Origin of the sequence: Parasphingopyxis sp. CP4, from assembly GCF_013378055.1 — a bacterium.
Lineage (GTDB): Bacteria > Pseudomonadota > Alphaproteobacteria > Sphingomonadales > Sphingomonadaceae > Parasphingopyxis.
Window position 1 is genome coordinate 651603 of record NZ_CP051130.1, and the last position, 23530, is coordinate 675132.

General features: G+C 58.6%; 22 protein-coding genes and 1 pseudogene. 18 read left to right on the plus strand and 5 right to left on the minus strand.

What is annotated here, in order from left to right:
- Window positions 1–15: 15 nt before the first annotated feature.
- On the minus strand, window positions 16–1029 hold the full coding sequence (locus HFP51_RS03205; protein WP_255454805.1) for a D-glycerate dehydrogenase: 1014 nt from the start codon (window positions 1027–1029) through the stop codon (window positions 16–18).
- Between the two features lie 93 nt (window positions 1030–1122).
- Between HFP51_RS03205 and HFP51_RS03210 the strand changes: the two genes are divergently transcribed.
- The 16 genes from HFP51_RS03210 (at window position 1123) to HFP51_RS03285 (ending at window position 15486) form a co-directional block, all read left to right on the plus strand.
- Window positions 1123–1614, plus strand: a complete 492-nt coding sequence (locus tag HFP51_RS03210; RefSeq protein WP_255454806.1) for an SH3 domain-containing protein — start codon at window positions 1123–1125, stop codon at window positions 1612–1614.
- Window positions 1615–1656: 42 nt separating this feature from the next.
- Window positions 1657–2454, plus strand: a complete 798-nt coding sequence (locus HFP51_RS03215) for an A24 family peptidase (protein WP_255454807.1) — start codon at window positions 1657–1659, stop codon at window positions 2452–2454.
- A gap of 83 nt (window positions 2455–2537) precedes the next feature.
- Entirely contained in the window at window positions 2538–3392 is an 855-nt protein-coding gene (locus HFP51_RS03220) for a type II secretion system protein N (protein ID WP_176874341.1), read from the plus strand.
- Window positions 3389–5524: a type II secretion system secretin GspD gene (gspD, locus tag HFP51_RS03225; protein WP_176874342.1), complete on the plus strand. Its 2136-nt coding sequence runs from the start codon at window positions 3389–3391 to the stop codon at window positions 5522–5524. The genes HFP51_RS03220 and gspD overlap by 4 nt, the downstream gene beginning before the upstream one ends.
- Entirely contained in the window at window positions 5521–7104 is a 1584-nt protein-coding gene (locus HFP51_RS03230; protein WP_176874343.1) for a GspE/PulE family protein, read from the plus strand. The genes gspD and HFP51_RS03230 overlap by 4 nt, the downstream gene beginning before the upstream one ends.
- Window positions 7097–8335: a type II secretion system inner membrane protein GspF gene (gspF, locus tag HFP51_RS03235; RefSeq protein WP_176874344.1), complete on the plus strand. Its 1239-nt coding sequence runs from the start codon at window positions 7097–7099 to the stop codon at window positions 8333–8335. The genes HFP51_RS03230 and gspF overlap by 8 nt, the downstream gene beginning before the upstream one ends.
- A gap of 8 nt (window positions 8336–8343) precedes the next feature.
- A complete protein-coding gene (gspG, locus tag HFP51_RS03240; protein WP_176874345.1) occupies window positions 8344–8811 on the plus strand; it encodes a type II secretion system major pseudopilin GspG in 468 nt (155 codons plus the stop codon).
- Window positions 8786–9280 (plus strand): prepilin-type N-terminal cleavage/methylation domain-containing protein, encoded by a 495-nt coding sequence (locus HFP51_RS03245; RefSeq protein ID WP_255454808.1) that lies wholly within the window; start codon window positions 8786–8788, stop codon window positions 9278–9280. The genes gspG and HFP51_RS03245 overlap by 26 nt, the downstream gene beginning before the upstream one ends.
- Complete coding sequence (gspI, locus tag HFP51_RS03250) at window positions 9273–9647, plus strand: type II secretion system minor pseudopilin GspI (RefSeq protein WP_255454809.1); 375 nt, start codon at window positions 9273–9275, stop codon at window positions 9645–9647. Before HFP51_RS03245 ends, gspI begins: the two co-directional genes overlap by 8 nt.
- Complete coding sequence (gene gspJ, locus HFP51_RS03255; protein WP_176874347.1) at window positions 9644–10246, plus strand: type II secretion system minor pseudopilin GspJ; 603 nt, start codon at window positions 9644–9646, stop codon at window positions 10244–10246. The genes gspI and gspJ overlap by 4 nt, the downstream gene beginning before the upstream one ends.
- Window positions 10243–11232, plus strand: coding sequence for a type II secretion system minor pseudopilin GspK (gene gspK / locus HFP51_RS03260; protein WP_176874348.1), 990 nt, complete (start codon window positions 10243–10245; stop codon window positions 11230–11232). Before gspJ ends, gspK begins: the two co-directional genes overlap by 4 nt.
- Window positions 11229–12329, plus strand: a complete 1101-nt coding sequence (gene gspL, locus HFP51_RS03265) for a type II secretion system protein GspL (RefSeq protein ID WP_176874349.1) — start codon at window positions 11229–11231, stop codon at window positions 12327–12329. Before gspK ends, gspL begins: the two co-directional genes overlap by 4 nt.
- Window positions 12326–12814 (plus strand): type II secretion system protein GspM, encoded by a 489-nt coding sequence (gene gspM, locus HFP51_RS03270; RefSeq protein WP_176874350.1) that lies wholly within the window; start codon window positions 12326–12328, stop codon window positions 12812–12814. Before gspL ends, gspM begins: the two co-directional genes overlap by 4 nt.
- The gene (gspN, locus tag HFP51_RS03275; protein ID WP_176874351.1) at window positions 12811–13527 is read left to right on the plus strand and encodes a type II secretion system protein N; all 717 of its coding nucleotides are present in this window, start codon (window positions 12811–12813) and stop codon (window positions 13525–13527) included. Before gspM ends, gspN begins: the two co-directional genes overlap by 4 nt.
- A gap of 120 nt (window positions 13528–13647) precedes the next feature.
- Complete coding sequence (locus HFP51_RS03280; RefSeq protein WP_176874352.1) at window positions 13648–14475, plus strand: crotonase/enoyl-CoA hydratase family protein; 828 nt, start codon at window positions 13648–13650, stop codon at window positions 14473–14475.
- Window positions 14476–15486 (plus strand): NAD(P)-dependent alcohol dehydrogenase, encoded by a 1011-nt coding sequence (locus tag HFP51_RS03285; RefSeq protein WP_176874353.1) that lies wholly within the window; start codon window positions 14476–14478, stop codon window positions 15484–15486. It abuts the gene before it with no gap.
- Here the strand turns inward: HFP51_RS03285 and HFP51_RS03290 are convergent.
- On the minus strand, window positions 15483–16688 hold the full coding sequence (locus HFP51_RS03290) for a nitrate/nitrite transporter (protein ID WP_176874354.1): 1206 nt from the start codon (window positions 16686–16688) through the stop codon (window positions 15483–15485). The two genes, HFP51_RS03285 and HFP51_RS03290, sit on opposite strands and share 4 nt — an antisense overlap.
- 204 nt (window positions 16689–16892) lie before the next feature.
- On the opposite strand from HFP51_RS03290, the gene HFP51_RS03295 reads away from it, so the two are divergent.
- Window positions 16893–18629: a gamma-glutamyltransferase family protein gene (locus HFP51_RS03295; RefSeq protein WP_255454810.1), complete on the plus strand. Its 1737-nt coding sequence runs from the start codon at window positions 16893–16895 to the stop codon at window positions 18627–18629.
- 60 nt (window positions 18630–18689) lie between these two features.
- On the opposite strand, the gene katG is transcribed toward HFP51_RS03295, so the two are convergent.
- From katG to HFP51_RS14795, 3 genes and pseudogenes are all read right to left on the minus strand, one after another.
- Window positions 18690–20888, minus strand: coding sequence for a catalase/peroxidase HPI (gene katG, locus HFP51_RS03300; protein ID WP_176874356.1), 2199 nt, complete (start codon window positions 20886–20888; stop codon window positions 18690–18692).
- A 198-nt stretch (window positions 20889–21086) separates the two neighbouring features.
- Entirely contained in the window at window positions 21087–22025 is a 939-nt protein-coding gene (locus tag HFP51_RS14695) for a hypothetical protein (protein WP_255454811.1), read from the minus strand.
- A 387-nt stretch (window positions 22026–22412) separates the two neighbouring features.
- A pseudogene (locus HFP51_RS14795) lies at window positions 22413–22634 on the minus strand (transcriptional regulator); the annotation flags it as partial.
- Between the two features lie 209 nt (window positions 22635–22843).
- Here HFP51_RS14795 and HFP51_RS03310 point away from each other — a divergent pair.
- Window positions 22844–23527 carry a DsbA family oxidoreductase gene (locus HFP51_RS03310; RefSeq protein WP_176874358.1) on the plus strand — a complete coding sequence of 228 codons (684 nt, stop codon included), beginning with the start codon at window positions 22844–22846 and terminating at the stop codon, window positions 23525–23527.
- Window positions 23528–23530: the final 3 nt, after the last annotated feature.

Here is a 23530-nt window from a genome sequence, read left to right on the forward strand (position 1 = left end):
GTTGAGCCCGATCAATTATGCCCAGCCTTCCAGCACCTGATCCGGCGGGCGATGGCCATCGGCCCAGATCCGGATATTGGCGATCACCTTGTCGCCCATTGCTTCACGGCCTTCAAAGGTCGCGGAACCGAGGTGCGGCAACAGCACCACATTTTCGAGCGCGAGTAATCGCTCGCCAATATGCGGTTCATTTTCATACACATCGAGGCCGGCCCCTGCGATTGCGCCTTTTTCCAGCGCCTCGGTCAGCGCTTCCTCGTCGATAATCTCGCCCCGTGCGGCATTGATGACATAGACATCGCTGCCTAACAGCCCGAGCCGTTTCTCATTCAACAGATGATGCGTTTCAGCGGTGTACGGGCAGTTGATCGACAGGATATCGATATCAGCGAGCATATCGTCGAGATTGTCCCGCCAAGTTGCCTGGAGCGTCTGCTCAACGGCTTCCGGCAGACGATGGCGGTTATGATAATCGACCTGAATACCAAATCCGCTCGCACGGCGGGCGACGGCCTGGCCAATCCGACCCATGCCAATGATTCCCAACCGTTTGCCATTGACCCGATGGCCAAGCATGCCGGTCGGCCCCCAACCTTGCCAGTCCCCCGCACGGACGAGCTTTTCACCCTCGGCCAGACGGCGCGGTACGGAAATGATCAGCGCCATGACCATGTCAGCTGTATCTTCGGTGAGCACGCCGGGTGTGTTGGTGACGATGATGTCATTGGCGCGCGCGGCGGCAAGATCGATATGATCGACGCCGACGCCGAAATTGGCGATCAGCTTGAGCTGCGGTCCAGCGCTATTGAGCAGCTCGGCATCAATTGTGTCGGTAACCGTCGGCACAAAAACCTCGGCCCGCGCAACGGCGTCCTTGAGCTGGTCGACGGACATCGGCACATCGTTGCCGTTGAACTCGACATCGAATAGCTCCGCCATGCGCGCTTCCACTTGGGACGGGAGCGTCCGCGTTACGATCGTTTTCGGGCGTTCGGATTGCGACATCGGGCTGTGGATTGCCGCCTGCATGGCATCGCGTCAAGCGCATCACGGCTTGAAGCGAGGGCAACGCTTTGCTTAGAGGTGCAGAGCGGCCATCAAAACGGGGGACGGTGGGAAGAAATGCATACTATTATGCGATTGGCGATTGTGGCGCTGGCGGTCTTTGCCCTGTCGCTTCCCAACAGTGTCGAAGCGCAGAGCCGAGAGACACCCTATTGGGCCTCGATATCGGCCGGGCAAGCGCGGATGCGGACGGGACCGGGCCGCAATTTCCCGATCAGCTGGCTGTATCAGCGTGCAGGCCTCCCGGTGCAGGTGGTCGAAGTCTATGAGAATTGGCGCAAGATCGAAGATCCGGAAGGGACGCAGGGCTGGATGCTTGTGAATCTGCTCTCCGCCGATCGCACGGGAATGATTGTTGGCGATATCCGCCCGCTGCGGGAATCGCCGCGACCGGATGCGCGCATTCGCTATCGCGCAGAACCCGGCGTTGTCGGTCGGATCAGCAGCTGCCGTCGGGGTTGGTGCGAGTTCGATGTGCGCGGGCGGACCGGCTTTGTCGAAACCAGCCACCTTTATGGTGTGAGCGATGATGAACGCGTTGATGAATAGGACTGCTAGCACGCGCCTTTCTGCGTCCTTGCGACAATAGGGGTGGGAGAATTCGCAGACGGGTTGGCCGCCGTACCGTTGATCTGGCGGATTGCGGCTGGCGCAGTTCTGGGCGCGATAATCGGAAGCTTCCTGGCGACTCTCGCCATTCGCTGGCCTCAGGGTGAATCAGCCAGCGCTGGCCGATCGCGCTGCGACAGCTGCGATCAGACTCTCGGGGTTTTCGATCTCATTCCGTTGATTGGATATTTCGCGAACCGCGGTCGCTGCCGGAATTGCCGCGCTGTCATCGATCAGATCCACCCGCTTACTGAAATCGCCGCTGCGCTAGTTGGCGCATTGGCAATTAGCATCCAGCCGAATCTCCATGGGGTGGCGGGCGCTATATTGGGTTGGGCGCTGCTGCTGCTGGCGGTCCTCGACATCCGACATTTCTGGCTTCCGGACCGAGTGACTTTGCCGCTGATTCTGGTCGGGCTGGGTGCGGCATGGATGTTCGGCGCACCCTCACCATTGAGTGCAGCGATCGGGGCAGCTGCAGGTTATCTTCTGCTCACGATTATCAATCTGCTCTATCGCGCACTGCGGGGCCGCAATGGTTTGGGTGGTGGTGATTCGAAATTGATGGCGGCGATTGGCGCTTGGCTCGGTTGGGAAATGCTGCCGTTGATTCTTTTACTCGCCAGCACGTCCGGTTTGATTGCGGTGCTGATCTTTGCCGTGCGGGGGCGTGCAATCAGTGGGGCTGATCGCCTGCCGTTCGGCGCATTTCTGGCGCTCGTCGCATGGCCGCTATGGCTGGCGAGAGATGCATTGGGCGGAATTTTACCGGGATTGTGAGTCGCTTGAGTCCCGGAAATGTCATAAAACCCGTCATCGCTGTGTAACACACAACGCCTAGCGCGCGTGTTTCGGGGATTTATATGAGCCTTTCACTCGACACCCGTATTCAGCGCATGCTGAGGCGGCTGCCGCAAACTCGCTGGTTTACCGTGCTGGAGATCGTCTTGATCTCTGTGCTGGCCGTGCAATGCGCGCGTCTTGTTTGGGCGATCGCGACTCCGGTTGGGCCCGTCGGTGATTGGCGCGGTGATGCCGGGGTCCCCACGCTATCCGCGCCAGATATGGCATTGCTTGAGACATTTGATCCCTTCTTCCGGTTGGAAGGAAATGCGCGCGTTGTGGTCACGGATCTGGATCTCAGGCTGTTTGGTATTCGTATGGACGAGGCGAGCGGCCGCGGATCTGCCATTATTGCCCTGCCAAACGGGGAGCAGGACAGTTTCTCGGTAGGCGATGAGATAGTTCCTGGCGTGACTTTGGAGGCGGTCGATTTTGATTTCGTTTCGATCTCGCGCAACGGCAGCAGCGAACAAATTTTCCTGGACCAGTCGGGATCCACTGCCTCGCCAACGCCTCAGGCCACAGCTCCCAGTGCAGCGAGCCCGCCAACACGATCAACAGTGTCGCAGCGGATTAATCGGCCAACAGCCCAGCGCATCACACCAAGCGCCCTCGCGGCCGGCACGCAGATCTCCCCGCGACGTGAAGGCAATCGTCTGACGGGCATCGTACTTCAGCCCAGCGGAGAGAGTGCCGATGCATTGCGAGCGGCAGGATTTGAACCTGGTGATGTGATTGTTTCGATTAATGGCGAACGGGTGCAGGATATGGGCCAGGCGGTGAGCTTTGCTAATAACCTTGGGACTGGAGACAGGTTTGTGCAGGTGGAACGCAATGGCGAAACCATTTCGTTTCGCGCAAGGGTAGGTGAATGAAAAAGATAACAGCAATTTTTGCCATGGCTGCAATGCTGGCAATGCCGGTTGCACCGGTAAGCGCGCAGCATGTGCTCAACCTGCGCAATGCCGATGTCCGCGCCTTTATCCAGGACGCGTCCCGGGTCACCGGACGAACTTTTGTAATTGACCCAGCGGTCAGCGGGACGGTCACGGTCGTTACTGATCGACCCTTGTCCCAATCCGAATATTTCGAAGTGTTCCTGTCGACCTTGCGGGCAAATGGCCTGGTTGCCGTTCCAACTGCCGGTGGTGCGCTGCGCATCCAATCGACCGCGAGCGCAGCGGGTCAGCCCGGCGCTGTGGGAACACAGCGTGCTGGCAACAATGCGTTTGTTACCGAGATTTTTCGGTTGCGGAATATTCCGTCATCTTCGGCCGTGGAAACGCTGCGGCCACTGATCAGCCAGGAAGGTTCGATCACCGCGAACTCGGCGGGTAACTCACTGGTCATTGCTGACTTTGCCGACAATGTGCGCCGCATGCGGGAACTGATCTCGCGGATCGATATCGATTCCAGTGCCAGCGAGATTGTCGCGCTCAACAATGCCGGCGCGCGTGAGATAGCCGCCTCGCTGCAGGGGCTGGTGGCGAGCGGCGAGGGGCCATCTCCAGCATCGATTGTCCCCGTGGACAGTTCCAACTCTCTCGTGCTCCGCGGTGATCCGTCGACTGTGGCGCGCATGGCTGCGCTGGCCCGTGAGCTGGATGCCCGCGCCGCAAGTGGCACCGAAATTCGCGTCATCTTCCTCGAATTTGCCGATGCCGGGCAGATCCTTCCCGTCCTTGAACGGGTGACCGGACAAACAGGGGCCGTTTCTGCGGCGACGTCCAGCGGTGGAGCAGCGCCCAACGCGGGCGAGGGTGCTTCCGCTGCGGGAACGGGCGCGGCTGCTGGCGGGCGCCCCGGTCAGCGCGTGATCGTGACAGGGTATGAAGGGGCGAACGCGATCATCATTTCAGCGCCGCCAGAAATGCAGCGGACACTGGGCGAGTTGGTTCGCCAGCTTGATACGCGTCGGGACCAGGTGCTCGTCGAAGCGATCATTGTAGAGATTTCCGATGCGGCCGCGCGAGAGCTTGGCGTGCAATTCCTGTTTGGCGGCGAGGATGTGCCCTTTGCTGTCACCAACTATTCCAATGTGCAGCCGCGAATTTTGGACCTTGCCGGCGGTGTGCTCGCCAATGAGCTCGATCAGACGACGACGGTGATCAATGGCAATGTCGTGACCACCAGCGAAAACAGTTCGGTCAGCGATTTGTTGCGGGAGAATGCGGCCCGGGCAGTGCTTGGCGCGCGGGGCGGTTTCCTTGGCTTTGCTTCTGAGCTCGGCTCCGACCTGATCTTTGGCGCGATCCTGAATGCCGTCCAGGAGGACACAGACTCCAACATCCTGTCGACACCGTCGATAACGACGCTCGACAATCAAGAAGCCAGCATATTGGTCGGCCAGGAAATTCCGATCTCGACGGGCGAAGCCTTGTCGAGCAATTTCGACAATGCGTTCCGCACGATCCAGCGCGAGAATGTCGGCATTGAGCTCGAGGTTCGGCCGCAGATCAATGCGGGCGGCGCAATCCGCCTCGATATCCGGCAGGAAGTCAGTTCCATCGCTGGCCCGGTGTCCGATGATTTCAACGAGCTGATCATCAACAAGCGCGAGATTGAGACCACCGTTACCGTCAATGACGGCGAGATTATCGCGCTGGGCGGCCTGCTCGACGATAATGAACGGCGGACGATCCAGCGTATTCCGATCCTTGGCGATATCCCGATTATCGGCCAATTGTTTCGCTCGCGCTCGCGAACCCGCACCAAGACCAATTTGATGGTCTTTATCCGCCCGACCATCCTGAGCAGTGCCGAAGATCGCCGTGCCGTGATGGAACGCCGCTATGGCTATATCCGGGCGCGCCAGTTCATGGCGGATCCGGATAGCGAACCGGGCATCGATACGTTGGTCCGGCAGTATCTCGGCGTAACCCCGCCGGGGCGCCCGCCGCTGAATCCGCCACCTGTCGATCCCGAGATCATCATTCCACAGGTGAGCACCAGTAGCGCCACTGTCCGGCCAGTCGCTGAGCCGGAAACGGAGGAACCCCAGCCATGACGACGGTGCGGCGTGGAAACGAGATTGAAGAAGGCGGCACGGTAGACCAGCCGGTCGTTTCCCTCGGCTCGGACGATGCGCCGCCGGTCACTGGCCTGGAAATCAACATTCCCTATGGCTTTGCCCGCAAATTTGGCGTGGCAATCATCGGCGCCAGTGAAGAGGGGGGGGATCGCTACAAGGTTGCCTTGCGCGAAGGGGAGGACCCTGGCGCGTTGCTCGAGGTGCGACGGTTCCTGAACAGACCATTTGATGTCGAGCTCGTTCCGGCCGAACAGTTCGATGCGATTCTATCCGAACGCTATGCCGTTGATGGCCAGGCAGCAGCCGATGCTGCCAGCGGGATTGGCGATCTGGACATGCTCGCCGGCGATATTCCGACCGCAGAAGATTTGCTCGACAGCGCTGACGATGCGCCGGCGATCCGCCTTATCAATGGCATCATCGCTGACGCCGCGAGGCAGGGCGTGTCGGACATTCATATCGAACCCTATGACACCGGCCTTGTTATCCGCATGCGCATGGACGGCGTGTTGCAGGAAACGCTCCGGATGCCGCCGCATGTCGCATCGACCGTTGTGAGCCGGATCAAGGTCATGGCCCGGCTCGACATTGCCGAGCGTCGCATCCCGCAGGATGGTCGCATCGCGCTGACACTTGGCGGGAAGATGCTCGATGTGCGCGTATCGACCTTGCCGTGCAGCGGCGGTGAGCGCGTTGTCTTGCGCATCCTCGACAAGGAGAATGCCGGGATCGGTATGGAAGAGCTCGGCATGCCCGAATATGCGGACCAGATTTTTCGCGATGCCATCACAGAGCCCAATGGAATCATCCTCGTCACCGGCCCAACCGGATCCGGCAAGACGACGACGCTTTATGGCGGCCTCAGATTACTCAATGACGGCTCGCGCAACATCCTCACCGTCGAAGACCCGGTGGAATATGCAATTGAAGGCGTCAGCCAGACACAGGTGAACCCGAAGGTTGGGCTCGACTTCGCAACAGGCCTACGGGCGATCCTGCGACAGGATCCCGAAGTTGTCATGGTCGGCGAAATTCGCGATCAAGAAACTGCCCAGATCGCGGTTCAGGCATCGCTGACGGGCCATTTGGTGCTGTCGACGGTACACACCAATGACGCGGTCGGCGCGATCACGCGGATGCGCGACATGCAGATCGAACCCTTCCTGCTCGCATCGACCTTGCGCGCGGTGGTGGCCCAGCGCCTTGTGAGGAAACTCTGCGTGCATTGTCGTGAAAAGGTCCAGGCCAGCAGAGCCGCGGCTGCATTGCTCGGTTTCGACCCAGGAACACCAATCTACGAAGCGCGCGGCTGCGATGAGTGCGGCCATAGCGGCTATAAGGGCCGGATCGGCGTCTTCGAGATCATTCGGATCGATGACGATATTCGGGCGATGATCAATGCCGGTGGCGATGAATCGCAAATTGCGCGCCACTCTTTCCTTCACGCATCCAATCTGGGCGCTGCGGCCCGCAAACTTGTCCGCGATGGTGTGACGACTGCCGAGGAAGCGGTTCGGGTTTCACGCATGGATGAGCCTGAGTCGATCGATGCCTAGCTTCGATTATCTCGCCCTCGATACTGCGGGCCGCGAAAAACGCGGTACGATCGATGGAGAGACGCTGGATGCAGCGCGTGAACGGCTCGATGCACGCAGATTATATGTTGTGCGGATTGCGCCGGGATCGGGCGGTGCGTCCAAGGCGGCCAATGATACGGCCCCGTTGCTCAGTCGCTCGATTGAGCTTCGCAAAAATCTTACGGCTAAGGAGCTAACGCTTTTCACCCGGCAGCTTTCGACGCTGGCCGATGTCAGCCCGCTCGAAGAAGCATTGCGAACAATCGCGATGCAAGCCGAGAAGCCGCGCGTCCGCCGCGTGCTGGAATCCGTCCATAGCGGTGTCGTCGAAGGGCAGCGGCTGGCGCGCGCAATGGAACGCGAGCGCAATAGCTTTCCACCTCTCTATCGCGCGATGATTGCCGCCGGTGAGGGATCGGGAGCATTGCCGAACATTCTCGCGCGTCTCGCCGATTTACAGGAACGTCAGGCTGAGGTCCGCGGGAAAGTTCTCACAGCACTGGCCTATCCGATCATGTTGACGATTGTCGCTATCATCGTCGTTTTCGCGCTGATGATTTTCGTCGTCCCACAGGTGGTCGAGCAATTTGATTCCGTTGGCCAGGATCTGCCGCTGCTGACGCGGATCGTGATCGGACTATCCAATTTCCTCGCCAATTGGTGGTGGGCGTTGGCGCTGGTCATTGGGCTGGCGGGTTTTGGCCTTTGGCGCGCGATGAAGAATCCCGACTTTCGACTGCGCTTTGATCGACGGGTTTTACGTTTCCCGCTCATCGGTCGGTTGGTTCGCGATCTCCACGCCGCACGAATGGCGCGCACATTGGCAACAATGATCGGCAGCCGTTTGCCGGTTCTGGAAGGATTGTCGCTGACAGCCAAGACGGTCCGCAATGCGGCACTGCGAGAAGCCTCGGAGGAAATAGCCGAATCCGTCCGTCAGGGCGGAAGCCTCTCGGCGGCGCTCCGCAAGACGGACATCTTTCCACCGCTGCTCGTCTACATGGCGTCGAGCGGTGAAGCATCGGGTCAGCTCGATATTATGCTCGAACGGGCAGCCGATTATCTTGAACGCGAATTCGATGCGTTCACTTCAGCGATGCTGTCACTGCTCGAACCCGCCATCATCATTGTCATGGGTGCTATTGTGACCCTGATCGTGCTCGCGATCCTGCTGCCAATTCTCCAACTCAACACTCTCGCTTTCGCATAGGAAAGACCATGTCTGTAATCGCATTCCTTCGTCGCAAACTTGGCGAAAAAAACTGCAATGAAGACGGCTTCACGTTGACCGAGTTGATGGTCGTACTCGTGATCCTTGGTTTGCTGACCACGGTTGTCGTCATCAATGTCTTGCCGGCTGCTGATCAAGCGAACGCGACAAAAGTGCGCGCCGATATCAGCACATTGGAATCAGCGCTTGAGCAATATCGTCTCGACAATATGACCTATCCACGAAGCGAGCAGGGACTGCAGGCACTGGTGGCACCGCCAACCGACCTTGCCCAGCCACAACGGTATCGCAGCGGCGGCTATATCCGCCGCTTGCCGAATGATCCCTGGGGCAATCCCTATCAATATACGATGCCCGGAACGCAGAGCGGCGGCTCCTTTGACATTTACACATTTGGTGCCGACGGACAGTTGGGCGGCGAGGCCGAGAATGCTGATATCGGCAACTGGGAATAGCATTGGCCTAAAGGCTGACATCCCGGATCGGGAGGGCGGATTCACGCTCACCGAATTGATGGTAGTGCTTGTGATCCTGGGGATGCTGGCATCAGCAGTCGTGTTCGTCATGCCCGATCCGCGTGGACGGTTGATTGATGAAGGCGAGGCCTTTGCCGCTCGTGCACATGCCGCGCAGGAGGCCGCAATTGTCGAAATGAGCGATACGGCGATGTGGGTTTCTCCCACCGGCTATGGGTTTGAACGCCATGACGGCGAAGACTGGATTTCCATGGCGCGCCCGCCATTTGAGGATCGCGAATGGGCAGAAGATGTCGTGGTGTCCATTACGCCGACTTCCACTGAACGCACCCGCATCATCTTTGACGCTACTGGCCTGAACGATCCGCTGGACGTCAGTCTGGCGCGCGACGAAAACAGCGTCAGCGTCTCAATTGGTGCAGATGGAACTATCTCAATCGATGGCTAGGCGGACACATAGCGAAACCGGCTTCACGCTGCTCGAGATGCTGGTCGCTCTTGCGGTGTTCAGCATTGCGGCGCTCGCCCTGCTGAATCTCGAAACCGTGACGGTTACCAACACCAGCCAGATTGCCGACCGTACGGTCGGACAAATCGTCGCGCGCAATATTGCCGTTGAGACATTGACCGATCCGGTGCCGCCATCAATCGGTGCGGTCAGTGGAGAGGAGAATAATGGCGGCCGGACATGGCAATGGACGCGGACGACAGCACCATCGCCGGAATCGCGGATATTGCAGATAGAAATCGCCGTGGTCGACGAGACGGGCCGTCGCGCGGCTGATCTCACTATCTTCCGGTTTGCAGCCCAATGAGTACGCGACGCGATACGCAGATGGGCTTCACCCTGGTGGAGCTGATGGTTGCTTTGTTTATCTTTGGCATAGTGTCAGCCGCTGGTGTTTCATTGCTGCGGTTCAGCGTGGATTCGCAAACCGCCTCTCGCGAAGTGCTTACAGAAATGAGTTCGATCCGCCGGATGAATGCAGCGCTCACGAACGATCTGGGTCAGATCGCTCCCCGACCGGCTCGCGACCAAGCGGGAGCTCGTCAAAACGCCTTTTTCGGTGGGGGCGGAGCTGACGGCGATCTCCTGATCAGTTTTGTTCGGCGCGGCTGGAGCAATTATGATGGCGATGCGCGCTCATCTTTGCAGAAGGTCGACTATCGCCTGGTTGATGGTGTCTTGGAGCGCCAAGCCTATCCCTATGTCGATGGCAGCGAAGCATTGCCGGCCGCTCAGCTTGTCAGCGGTGTACAAACTATCGCGCTTCGGTATCGCAGCGAAGGCGAATGGCGGGATCGCTGGGATCCAACCCTGGCAACCGAGTTGCCCGACGCGGTCGAGTTGACTGTGGTCATCGAAGGCCGGGGTCCCGTTCGCCAGCTGTTTCAGACGAGCGTGACAGGATGAAGCCCGGCAGGCCATCAGAGGAAGGTGCCGCACTCTTGGCGGTGCTGCTGCTGGTTGCGATAATGGCGGCGCTGGCGGCGGCCTCTTTGGAGCGTCTGCAACTCGCGACACGCCTTGCCGGCAACATTGCATCGATTGATCAGTCACGCGCTTTCGCGACCGGCGCGGAATCGCTGGCGATATTGCGGATCAACGATCTGCTGGCGACGACACCGGGAAAGACGACGCTTCAGGGCGGGTGGCTTGGGGAGCCGACTCTGTTGCCTCTACCCGGTGGGGGCGTCGCCGAAGCGACGATCTGGGACGGCAGCAACTGTTTCAATCTCAACAGTGTGGCGCGCGGCGAGGATCCAGCTGCTCTGACGACTGATCAGGTCGGCGTTCTGCAATTTACCGGGCTGATGACGGCGCTGCGCATACCGCGGGGTGATGCCGAACGGATTGCCTGGTCGCTCGCCGACTGGATTGATGCGGATTCTATTGCGGCCCGGAGTGGTAATGAAGATCGGACATACGGACAGGCGGACCAACCCTATCGAACTGGAAACACCTTGCTTGCCGAAGTCAGTGAGCTGCGCGCGGTTGCCGGTGTAACGCCAGCCTATTATGAGCGGATGCGACCTTGGCTCTGCGCGTTGCCGACGACCGAATTGTCGCCGATCAACGTCAATACGCTACTTCCAGAACAGGCTCCTCTTATTGCAATGCTCTTGCCAAACCGTCTCGATGCCAATGGCGCCAGCCAGGCCATTGCGGCGCGTCCGGAAAATGGTTGGAATTCGATTGCGGATTTCTGGAACCAGCCAGTGCTCGCCAATCAGGAGCCAATGAGCGAAGTGATCGGCCAGCCAGAAATTCGCACGCGCTATTTCCGGCTTGATCTCGATGTCCGGCTTGGAGATGTCGAACTGCAACAGTCCGCCCTTATCGATGCAAGCGTGTCGCCAGCCCGTATCGTGTCCCGTCGTTGGGGGACGGACGAGTGAGCGGGAACTACCTTGTCGTCTTTCTTGGCGCGCAATCCGGATGGATGCGATTGGTCGATGGCCGATCAGTGGTCCGGCAATCCGGCCTTGAGTCGCTGCCAACTTCGGATGAGCAGGGTGATGAAGCTGAGACATCCGTGCTGGTTGTCCCCGGCACGGACGTTGCCACGCATTGGACCAAGATCCCCGGCGGCTTAACGACTGCTCAGGAGCGGGCCGCGGCTCGCATTGCAGCGGAAGAGCTAAGCGCCGAACCCTTGAGTAGGCAGCATCTGGCGGTCGGCAGTGCCGAAGGTGATGAGCGCTGTATCGGGCTCGCCTCTCGAGCCAATATGGACGCATGGCTGGCGCAAGCGGCTGACTATGGATTCGATCCCGATCTGGTCGTTCCTGAGCCCTTTCTGCTGTGCCCGCCGGATGATGGCGCCCGAATTTTGAGCAATGGTGACGACTCCATCGTCCGTGGCGCCAATCGAGCCTTTGTCGCCGAAGCGAATATCGCGGCCTTGCTACTCGGCGATACGCCTTTGGAGAATATTACAAGCGAGCAATTCGAGGGCGAGATAGGCGAGGCGCTGGAGAAGCTGCCCCTTAACCTGCGGCAGGGGGATTATGCCAAGCGGCGGCAGTTGAAACTTGATCCGGGCTTCGTTCGCAGGATCGCAATCATTGCCGCTGCTATCTTGGCAGTAACGCTGCTGATCCAGCTCACCATGATTGCCCGATACAGCTTTGCCGCCGATGCGCTTGAGCGCGAGACGGTGGAAGCCGCGCGCGATGCGATACCCGGTACTGTCGAGATAACCGATCCGGATGCTCAATTGCGCGCGCGATTGAACGCGCTGGGTGGCGGTGCAGGCTATGGCGAGATTGCGAGCGCGACCTTTACCGCTGTTCGCGAGACAGCGGGTGTCGAGCTGCAGGCGTTGATCTTCGATGTCGATGGCGGATTGCAGGTGACTGCAGCGGCGCCGGGTGAAGCTGAACTCGTCGCCTTCCAGCAGCGCATGATGGCGTCAGGACTGTTGGTCGCGCCAGGTGCAATCCGTGACGGTGGCGGGCGTCAGATCGCCGAGTATAGGGTGAGCGCGCCATGATGGAGCGCATACGTATCTGGTTCATGGCGCAAAGCCTGCGCGAACGCTGGTTGATCGGTGTTGCGGGCGCATTGGCCGTTATCGTGTTGAGCTGGCTGCTGATCATTCGGCCTATCGATGCGATGCGGGAATCCGCCAAGGCTCGTCACGATGCCGCCGTGCTCGCATTGGCGCGGGTCGAAACGCGACTGGCAGCGATCGAAGATGCCGCCGCCAATCCGTCGCCGCCGCTCACCGGTCGGATCACCGATATCGTGACGGCGGAAGCGGTGCGCGTCGGGTTCAACACGGCCCAGGCCGACGCGGCTGGGACGGATGGGGCCCGCATCGTCATCAGCGCCGCGCGCCCGCAGACTTTCTTCGGCTGGGCTGTGGACATGGAAACGCGGCTTGGATTGCATGTCGAAGCGCTGGTTGCTCGCCCGAATGCCGATGAGACGCTGACCGTCGATGTTACATTCCGCAGCGGCGCGCGCGGTCAATGAACGGCGTATCCTCCCGATCACGGATTATCCTGTTCGGCGCGGTGTTTATCGTTGCCCTGCTGGCCTTGCTGCCGATGCGGACGGGAATGGAATGGCTCGGCTTGAGCGATCGCGGGGTGGCGGCACGGTCTGCAGATGGCAGTGTGTGGAACGGCCAGCTGATCGAATCTCAGTTCGGCGACGCTGCACTCGGCAATGTTGATGCAGGACTCAACCTGTTCCCGCTCATGCTAGGCCGCGCGCGGGTTGCTGTCGCTCGCAGCCCGGACAATGCGGCTATATTTGGCGATTTTCGGGGCACAATATCCGTATCCGGAATAAGCGACATGAATGCGACGCTCCCGGCCGACTGGCTATTCGCACCACTGCCAGTGTCCGCGCTCGAGCTCGAAAATGTCACCGTGGAATTCGATAACGGCCAATGCGCAGATGCAGACGGCCTGGTTCGTGCACGGATCGGTGGCAGCCTGGGCGGCATCGCCTTACCCGAAGCATTGGTCGGCAATGCAGCGTGCGAAGATGATGCATTACTTCTGCCGCTGATCAGTCAGAGTGGCATGGAACAGATGGATGTCCGCATCTTGGCCGACGGAGACTTCTCAGCCGAATTGCGGATCACTGTGGCCAATGAAGATGCGCGGCAGCAACTGGCGCAATCCGGTTTTGCGCCGGGTCCCAATGGGTATCAAATGTCCGTACAGGGCCGCTTCTAACCCTGCGCCGACAAACCATTGGCCAGCATGCCGAAATTGTCCGTAGTGAAGATTTCCTAGACCGATCCCTGTTGCGCCTGTGCGCGCTGCTGTGCCAAAGTTGACGTAAAGGAGAAGCAGATGACCGACCGCGTTACTATCGCCATTGACGACCAGGGTGTCGCCGATGTGCGCCTCAATCGAGCCGACAAGATGAATGCGCTTGATCCTGCCATGTTCGACGGGATTGTCGATGCGATCGATCAACTTGGCAAAGATTCCAGCCTGCGGGCGGTGGTCTTGTCCGGCGAAGGCCGGGCCTTCTGTGCAGGTCTCGATATGGCGAGCTTTGCCGGAATGGCGCAAAACAGCGCCAATGACGATGATGATGGCGGGTCGGGCTCCGATCGCCTGATGAAGCGGGTCTATGGTGATGCGAACAAGTTCCAGCATGTCGCCTGGGGCTGGCATACGCTGCCGGTTCCAGTGATCGCGGCTGTCCATGGCGTTGCCTTTGGCGGTGGCTTCCAGATTGCATGCGGTGCCGATATTCGCGTGACCGCTCCTGATACGCGCCACGCGATCATGGAAATGAAATGGGGTCTGGTACCGGATATGGCCGGCATCCCGATCGTCCGAAATCTCGCTAGCGATGATGTGGTCAGAGAGCTTTGCTACACGGCCCGGATCTTCGATGGGACAGAAGCAAAAGAATATGGCTTTGCCACCAAGCTATCCGATGATCCGCATAGCGAAGCGATGAAGCTCGCGCACGAGATTGCGGCACAAAGCCCGGACGCGGTGCGCGCCAATAAGCGGCTCTTGAACATGTCTCGCGATCAGAATGCGCCGGAAATCCTGCTTGAGGAATCCCGTGAACAGGCCGGTGTAATCGGCAAGCCCAATCAGATCGAAGCCGTCATGGCAGGCATGGCCAAACGGCCTGGTAACTTCAAGGATGTCGCATAGATGAAAGCCGGAACGCTCAAAAAGCCAGGTGGCCTGGACAATATCGTGATCGCCGACCGCGATCAGCCCGAGGCAGGTCCCGGGCAGATCCTCGTCAAAGTCAGTGCCAATTCGCTCAACTATCATGACTATGTCGTTGCGATCGGCGGCATTCCGACAGTCGATGGCCGGATATTAATGTCTGACGGTGCGGGCGAAGTCATCGGCGTCGGCGAAGGCGTCATGGGTTGGCAGGCCGGTGACCATGCCGTGTCCGTATTCTTCCCCGGATGGGCGGACGGACCGGGCGAGAATGAAAAACGGCTCGGTGTTCCCGGCGATCATGCCGATGGTTTCGCTGCCGAATATGTTGCCGCGCCAGCAACGGCATTCACCAAGATGCCGAAGGGGTATAGTTTTGCCGAAGCCGCAACCTTGCCCTGCGCCGCGCTAACGGCCTGGCGGTCCTTGATGGTCGCCGCGCACACCAAGCCAGGCGATATCGTTCTGGTGCAAGGATCAGGCGGCGTTTCGATCTTTGCGTTGCAGATCGCTAAAGCGGCGGGCGCGACAGTGATTGCGACGTCATCATCAGGTGAGAAGCTTGAACGACTGACCGATCTCGGCGCCGATCATGTGATCAATTACAAGGAAGAGCCCGACTGGGGTAAGGCCGCGCTGGCCTGGACCGCCGGACGCGGCGTTGACCATGTTGTTGAGATTGGCGGCCCGGGTACACTCACCCAATCGATCCATGCGTGTCGTACCGGCGGACATATTGGAATGATCGGGGTGCTGACTGGCCTGTCTGGCGAAGTCCCGACTGCTCTGTTTTTCCAGAAAAATCTAGTGATGACTGGGATAACTGTCGGCAGTCAGGCTGATCAGCACGATTTGGTCGCAGCCATCGATGCCACTGGCATCAAGCCGGTAATCGATACGCATTTCGCCTTGGATCAGTTATCCGAGGCGTTCCAGCATCAGGCGGGCCAGAAGCATTTCGGGAAAATCGTCGTCGATATTCCGGGTTAGGTTCGACGCCGCAGGGCTGGTGTCATCAGCGCAAGCAAGAGCGATGCGACGATGCACCAGCCGGCCATCCAGAGCATTTGCACCGGCAATCCGATGCCCATGTCGATCAGCGCTCCGGTGATGCCGGGGCCAAGCGCCGTGGAAAACACCATCGCGGCGACAATCACTGATCGCACCGCGCCCAAATGTTTGATGCCATAGAGCTCAGGCCACAGCGCTCCAGCGAGCGTCGAGGTGAAGCCATAGCTGACGCCGAGCAGGACCATGAAGACATAGACACCCCAGACTGGCGTCACGAGCCCCGCTGCAAGGCTGGCTATAGCCAGTGGCAGCAAGAAATACGGCAATATGCCAAGCGCACCATATCGGTCGATCAGGCTGCCGCTGATCAAGGCGAAGGTCACCGTGGTTGCTGCCATCACCGGGAAGGCAGCGGCAAAGGCCAGTGGATCATAGCCTCTCAGATCGACGAAATAGTCCTGGTGGAAGAAGATCGTCGTGCCAATGAATGGCGGAGCAAGGACGCAGAAAAGCAGCATGTAGAAATAGGGATCTCGGAGTACTTCGGCACGTGTCCAATCACGCGCAGTGCGCTCAGGTGTCGCGCTATCTTCGGCCGAGGTCGGCACGCGCTCGACCGAGAAGAGCCAAATGATCAGGGGCAGTGCAACAAGCATCAGGAACGCCGCGCCGCCAATCCACGCCATCTGCCAGCCAAAGGCTGCGGCAATGATTGCGAATGTGACCGGAAACAATGCCTCGCCCGCCTGGTGGCCCGGAACGACCAGCGACATGGCCCGCCCGCGACTTGCAGAGAACCAGCGCCCGGTTTCGGTGAGCGCGATATGCGCCATCATGCCCTGGCCAAACAAGCGCAGCAGATAGAGGGCCGCGAGCACCAGCCAGAGTATCGGCGCAAAGGCGATCAGCAGGCAGGCACCGGCGAGCGCCGGGATCACGAAGCGCGCAACTTTCCAGCCCGGCATACTGTCCAATGTTCTGCCAAGTGCGGGGAGTGTGGCGGCGCTTGCCAAGGTCGCCGTCATGTAGAGCAGTCCGAACTCGCCGTCGCTCAGATCAAATTTCGCGCGCAACTCTCCGCCGGACAATCCGATGAAGAATGTCTGTCCGAACGAGGAAAAGAAGGTGAGCAGAAATCCACCGGCGATCCATCGCGCATTGGTCCTGAGGAAAGCCAGCATGGCCCGTCCTTGCCCGGGTCGGGCGGCGAATGGAAGATGCGGCGTGGACGGGGCCGAGAAAAGCTGCAAAATGAAACCGGACATGGCGCCATATTGGGCCGCGCCTTTTCCCCGGGTTGAAAGGAAGCCGTCGCTATGAAGAGATTGAGTGGATATCTATGCGCGGGACTCGCTGCTTTCGCAGTGTCAGTATCGGCGACGGCGATGGCGCAGACGACTGAGAGCGAAGCAACAGCCGCCACGGACTCTATTGGTGCTGGCGGGCGGCCGGTCGGCGCGGCCTGGTCTCGCAGCCCGGTATATGCACAAAACGGGATGGCCGCGACGGCGCACCCGCTCGCAAGTCAGATTGCGATCGATATTCTTCAGGCCGGTGGCACCGCAGTGGACGGCGCAATTGCGGCCAACGCGGCGCTTGGGCTTATGGAGCCGACCGGTAACGGAATTGGTGGCGACCTCTTTGCGATCATTTGGGATCCGGAAACGGGTCGTCTCTACGGATTGAATGCGTCTGGCCGGAGCCCGATGGGGCGCAGCTATGATGATCTGCGCGAGGCATTGCGCGATGCGACGTCGATTCCACCCTTTGGACATTTACCGGTGAGCGTACCGGGTGCCGTTGATGGCTGGTTCGAGTTGCATGGCCGATTTGGTCGGCTGTCGATGGAGGAAATACTCGCGCCATCCATCGCCTATGCCGAGAATGGCTTTCCGATGGCGCCGGTGATTGCGCATTATTTCGAGCGCAACCTGGCGCGGTTCGAAGAGCGGCTCGAGATGATCGGCGAGTTTGACAATGCCCGCGCGACCTATTTCGCAGACGGTGCGCCGGAACCGGGCGATATCTTCAGAAACCCCGATCTGGGGCAAACCTATCGCGCGATCGCGACCGGTGGCCGTGAAGCCTTTTATGAAGGTGAAATTGCGCGGACGATCGATGCCTATATGCGGCGCATCGGCGGGGATCTGCGCTTTGAAGACTTTGCGGCCCATGAGAGCGAATGGGTCGAGGTGGGCTGTGTTGCCTATCGCGACGGATATGAATTGTGCGAACTACCACCCAATAGCCAGGGATTTGCCGCACTCCAGATGGTCAACATCTTGCGCAATGTCGATCTGTCCCAATGGCCGCGTGGGTCCGCTGAAGTCTTGCACTACATCACCGAAGCCAAGCGCCTGGCATTCGAAGATCTTGCACGCTTTTATGCTGACCCGGCCTTTTCCGACATTCCGATCGAAGGATTGCTCTCACCGGAATATGGTCACCAGCGTTTTTCGGAGATCGATCCGGCGCGGGCCAATCCAGAATTTCAACCCGGCGATCCGCGGATCGAAGGGGAGGGCGACACAACCTATCTGACCGTTGCCGACAGCAGCGGAATGATGGTCTCGCTCATCCAGTCCAACTATCGCGGCATGGGCTCGGGCCTTGTCGCCGACGGGCTGGGTTTCATGTTCCAGGATCGCGGAGAGCTATTCTCTCTCGATTCAGATCATCCCAATGTCTATGCGCCGGGCAAGCGACCGTTCCAGACGATCATCCCGGCTTTTGTGATGTATGATGGCGCGCCCTTTATGAGCTTTGGCCTGATGGGCGGCGGGATGCAGCCCCAGGGCCATGTCCAGGTGCTGATCAACATGGTCGACTATGGCATGAATATTCAGGAGGCCGGAGATGCCGCGCGTCTCAATCATGATGGCGGACGGCGGCCGACTGACGATCTTGAAGGTACCGGTGCCAATCTGCTGGGTGTCTTGAGCGTCGAGGCGGGCATTCCCGATGAGACTGTCGAGCAGTTGCGCGCAATGGGGCATACTGTGGAAGTCGTGACCAACGGCATCATGTTTGGCGGCTATCAGGCGATCGCCCGGGATCCGGAAACGGGAGTCTATTCCGGGGCCACCGAAATGCGCAAGGACGGGCAAGCCGTCGGTTACTAGGAATTCTCCACCGGACGGAGAGGTCCGGTGGAGATATTCAATCCAGTGGTGATCCAGCGATTAGCCGAGATCGTAACGATCAGCGTTCATCACCTTGGTCCAGGCCGCGACAAAATCGGCGACGAATTTTTCGCCGGCATCATCGGATGCATAGACTTCGGCTAACGCGCGCAGTTGCGAATTTGATCCGAACACGAGATCGGCGCGGGTTGCGGTCCATTTCTGATCGCCGCTGGCGCGGTCGGTACCGACAAATTCCTCTTCGCTGCTATCATCGACCACAGTCCATTCCGTGGCCATGTCAAGCAGGTTGACGAAGAAGTCATTGGTCAGCTGTCCGACCCGATCGGTGAACACGCCATGTTGGCTATCGCCGGTGTTTGCGCCAAGGACGCGCAGGCCGCCAATTAGGGCCGTCATTTCCGCAATCGTCAGGTTGAGCAAGGATGCCCGGTCGAGCATCAGCTCTTCGGTCGGCACCGAATGTTTGGCCGAGAGATAGTTGCGGAAGGCATCGGCTTTCGGCTCCAGATATTGGAAGCTGTCCGCATCCGTCTGTTCATCCGTCGCATCGCCGCGTCCGCCGGTAAACGGCACGGAAATGGTCGATCCGGCATCGCTTGCGGCTTTTTCGACCGCAGCACTGCCGGCTAGGACAATCGCGTCCGCCATGGAGAGGCTGCCCCGCAGTTCGTCAATCTTGGCAAGCGTCGCTGCCAGGTCAGCGGGATCATTGACCGCCCAATCCTTTTGCGGCGCAAGACGCACGCGCGCGCCATTGGCACCGCCGCGATAATCCGTGCCGCGGAAAGTAGACGCAGACGCCCAGGCCGCCTTCACAAGCTGGCCAACGCTCAGCCCGCTGCCAAGAATGGCGGATTTAAAGGCTTCCACGTCGCTGTTGGACGGCGCCGACCCTGTAGGAACATTATCCTGCCATATGAGATCTTCATCAGGAGCTTCCGGCCCAAGATACCGCGCCTTGGGACCAAGATCGCGATGCAGGAGCTTGAACCAGGCCCGCGCAAAAGCATCCTTAAAGGCGTCATGGTCTTCGCGGAACCGCTCTGAAATCTTGAGATAATCCGGATCGGTTTTCATCGCCATATCGGCCGTCGTCATCATCGTCGGGACCTTTTTCGACGGGTCATGCGCATCTGGCGCCATATCGTCTTCGGCCTGATCGATCGGTTGCCATTGCTTGGCACCGGCCGGGGACTCGACGAGCTCATATTCATAATCGAGCAGCAGCCGGAAATAATTTTCTGACCAGCTATCTGGCGTATTGGTCCAAGGGCCTTCGATTCCGCTGGTGATGGCGTCCGGACCAACGCCAGAACCATGACGATTCTCCCATCCAAAGCCTTGAGCAGCAATATTCGGACCTGAAGCTGCTTCTGGGGCGGATCCCACTAGTGCTGCATCTCCTGCGCCATGGGCTTTGCCGAAGGTGTGACCGCCGGCCGTCAGTGCAACAGTTTCCTCATCATTCATTGCCATGCGACCAAAGGTCTCGCGGATATCGCGAGCAGAGCCCATAATATCGGGTTCGCCACCCGGGCCTTCTGGATTCACATAGATGAGGCCCATCTGGATTGCAGCGAGCGGGGTCTCCAATGCTTTCTCTTCGTCGGGGTTGATCCTCGTGGGTGCGCCATCATCCACCCATTTTTCTTCACTGCCCCAATAGATGTCGCGCTGCGGCTCCCATGTATCGGGTCGGCCACCGGCAAAACCAAAGGTTGGGCCGCCCATGGATTCAATCGCGACATTTCCGGCGAGCAATAGCAAGTCAGACCAACTGATCTTGTTGCCGTATTTCTGTTTGATTGGCCACAGAAGCCGGCGCGCCTTGTCGAGATTGCCATTGTCTGGCCAGCTGTTAAGCGGTGCAAAGCGCTGTTGCCCTTCGCCGCCGCCGCCGCGTCCGTCCGAGACGCGATAAGTACCTGCGGCATGCCATGTCATGCGGATGAAGAAGGGGCCGTAATGCCCATAATCGGCGGGCCACCAGGGTTGGCTGTCGGTCATCAGCGCCGTAAGATCAGCCTTTAGCGCATTATAGTCGAGCGCTTTGAAAGCTTCGGCATAATCAAAATCCGCATCCATCGGGCTTGGAGATTTGCCGTTCTGCGTGAGCACTTCGAGTTGCAGCTGGTCGGGCCACCAGTCACGGTTCTGTTGGCCGAGTAACGAGCGCACGCCACCGTCAAATCCCATTGGGCACCCGCCATCCATTTCGCCTGTCTTCGCGTCCATCTCCATCTCCTGTCTCTCGGGGTGTCGTCACAAGGGTATAGGCTAGGATGCTACGCAGGAGAAATGACTAGCGTGTGTCAGAGATATTCAGAAAAGCGATGGATCGCCTAATCTTTTCAAAGATTCATGTATTTTGAATGAGATATGCAGCTCAGCATGCCGATTAGAAGGCCAGGTTCAGAAGGTAGCAATCTTCTATTAGTGCAAATCGTGAGCGGCAAATACCTCTCTAAAAAGCCCAGCAAGCTGATCACCGAACATCTGTTGTACAGCAATGAAACGCGTACCGGTCATTCCGGGAAAGCGCCGCTTGATTTCAGCTGCTGATGCAGCTGCTTTCGCATATTCTCCGTTCAGGTGATAGGCGGCAATCACTGAAAAGAGAGTATAGATTGTAGGGGCCGGTAGGCTCATCAATCGGTCTGCATATTTGCTCGCCTGTGGTCCGTTCTCGCGAACCAGCTGGATATAGATATGGACCAATAACGGCTGCCGGGGTGACAGGTCCAGCGGATGCAGCTCGTCCGCAACATCGACATGGGCCTGGGCTTCATCGACATGGCCACCAATTGCCAGTACCCGCCCAATTTCACAGCGCACATGGGTATCGCTTGGTCCGAGCTCCACGGCGCGGTTTAGCTTGTCCATCACCTCTGCAGGACGGGCAAGCGCCATATCGGCTCTGGCGGACGTCATCACACAAAATGGATCCGATGGATCAAGCTCATAGGCCAGTCGCGAGGTTCGATCCATGGCGGCCAATCTGGATTTTAAATCTTCCTCCCAGGAGAAGAAGAAGGACCAGATATACATGGTCGCAAGGCCCGCATTTGCGCGCGCGTATGATGGGTCGGCGTCAATTGCATTGCTGAAATAGTTTCGTGCACCTTCATAGTCTGGGCGTCGATTCCACATCAATCGCTGCATTCCAAAATGAAAACCGTGCCAGGCGCTCAATGATTCGGGCACCTGAATTCGCGCTCGATTGAGCTCGCTTCGCTCGATATGATGATGAATGGCACTCGCGATCCGTTGCACAAATTCTTCGCGTGCTTGATGAATGTCGCCAAGCGGTATTGAAAGTCGATCCCGCCAGATCACGGCGCCTTCATCGGTATCGGATAGTTCGATCGACACAGAGAGTTTTTGGCCCTGTATTTCCATCTCGCCGGCAACTGAATAATCGGCGCCGAGCTCTGTTGCTAGGGTTCTGTGGTCTGTTGAAAAGGATGGAAAGCGGAAGCTCGAACCGCGCGAAACCACTCGCAATATTCGCAGTCGCGATAAGGCCGTGATCATTTCATCGGGAAGTGCCTCAGCTAGGTAAGCATTCTCCCCGCCATCAACCAACATGTGGAAGGGTTGGACGGCCACGGATGGCGGGCGCGATGAGTGCACGATGGTTCTGGGGAGTTCATTGGATGTGCTGATTGATTGTGGAGCCAGTTCCTGAACAACCGCCGAAAAGCGGAGACCCCGTCCATGAACAGTTTTGATCATCTGCTGATTATTGTCACCGATTGCGTGACGGACAGCGTGCAGCCTCACGGAAAGGGCTGAATCACTGATCGATCGGCCTTGCCACACACCGTCGATAATCTCGTCCTTGGTAATGAGTCGGCCGCGATTTAGTATAAGAAATTGGAGAAGCGAGAGGGCTTGGGGCGTAGTGTCTACCACCACACTGTTGTGCAACAACTCGAACGTATCTGCGTCGAAGACGCAGTCTCCAAAAGTGTATCGCATGTGCGGCCCGATATCTTATTTTCGTTTTATCGCGGCAGCACTACCATAACCGGCAAGCAACAGAAACACGACGATTGGTCTGATTCCTTTAGAATATTTTCGCTATGGACGGATCGAGTAGTCAAGAGATCATTCAATCCCTGAATCATGCTATGATTGCTTGGTTGACGAGTCTCAATGCCCAACCCCTCTTGTCACAGGAGCGAACCATGACCACCCAACTCAAGATTGACTTCATCTCTGACATATCCTGTCCCTGGTGCGTGGTAGGCCTTAAGAATATGGAGCAGGCATTGGTCGCAATCGGCGACGAGATCGAAGCCTATGTCCGCTTTGAACCGTTCGAGCTGAACCCCGACATGGCACCCGAGGGGATCGATCGCGCCGATTATTTTGCCAGCAAATATCGTATGTCTGAAGATGAAGCGAAGCGCAGAGGTGGCGAAATCCGCGCACGGGCCGAAGAGGCAGGATTTGCTATGAATACCGGCGACCGGTTTCGGATCTACAATACTTTCGATGCGCATCGCTTGCTTGAATGGGCGATGGAAGAGGGCAAGCAACGGAAACTCAAACACGCAATGTTTTCGGCATATTTCACTGACGGCAAGAATATGGGCGACCATGAGACGCTGGTCGAGATTGCTGAATCTGTCGGCCTAGACGGTACGCGAGCACGGGAAATTTTGACCGGCGATGACTATGCTGGTCATGTGCGTCAGTCCCAATCGCATCAACGCGCTCGGGGTGTGCAGTCTGTGCCCACTATCATCGTGAACGATGAATATGTGATCAATGGCGGGCAGCCGCCTGCCATTTTCGAGAAGGCGTTTCGTCATATCGCCGGCGAGGTGGCCCGCGGTCAGGCTGTCGCGGAGCCAGTTGCAAACTAGCGC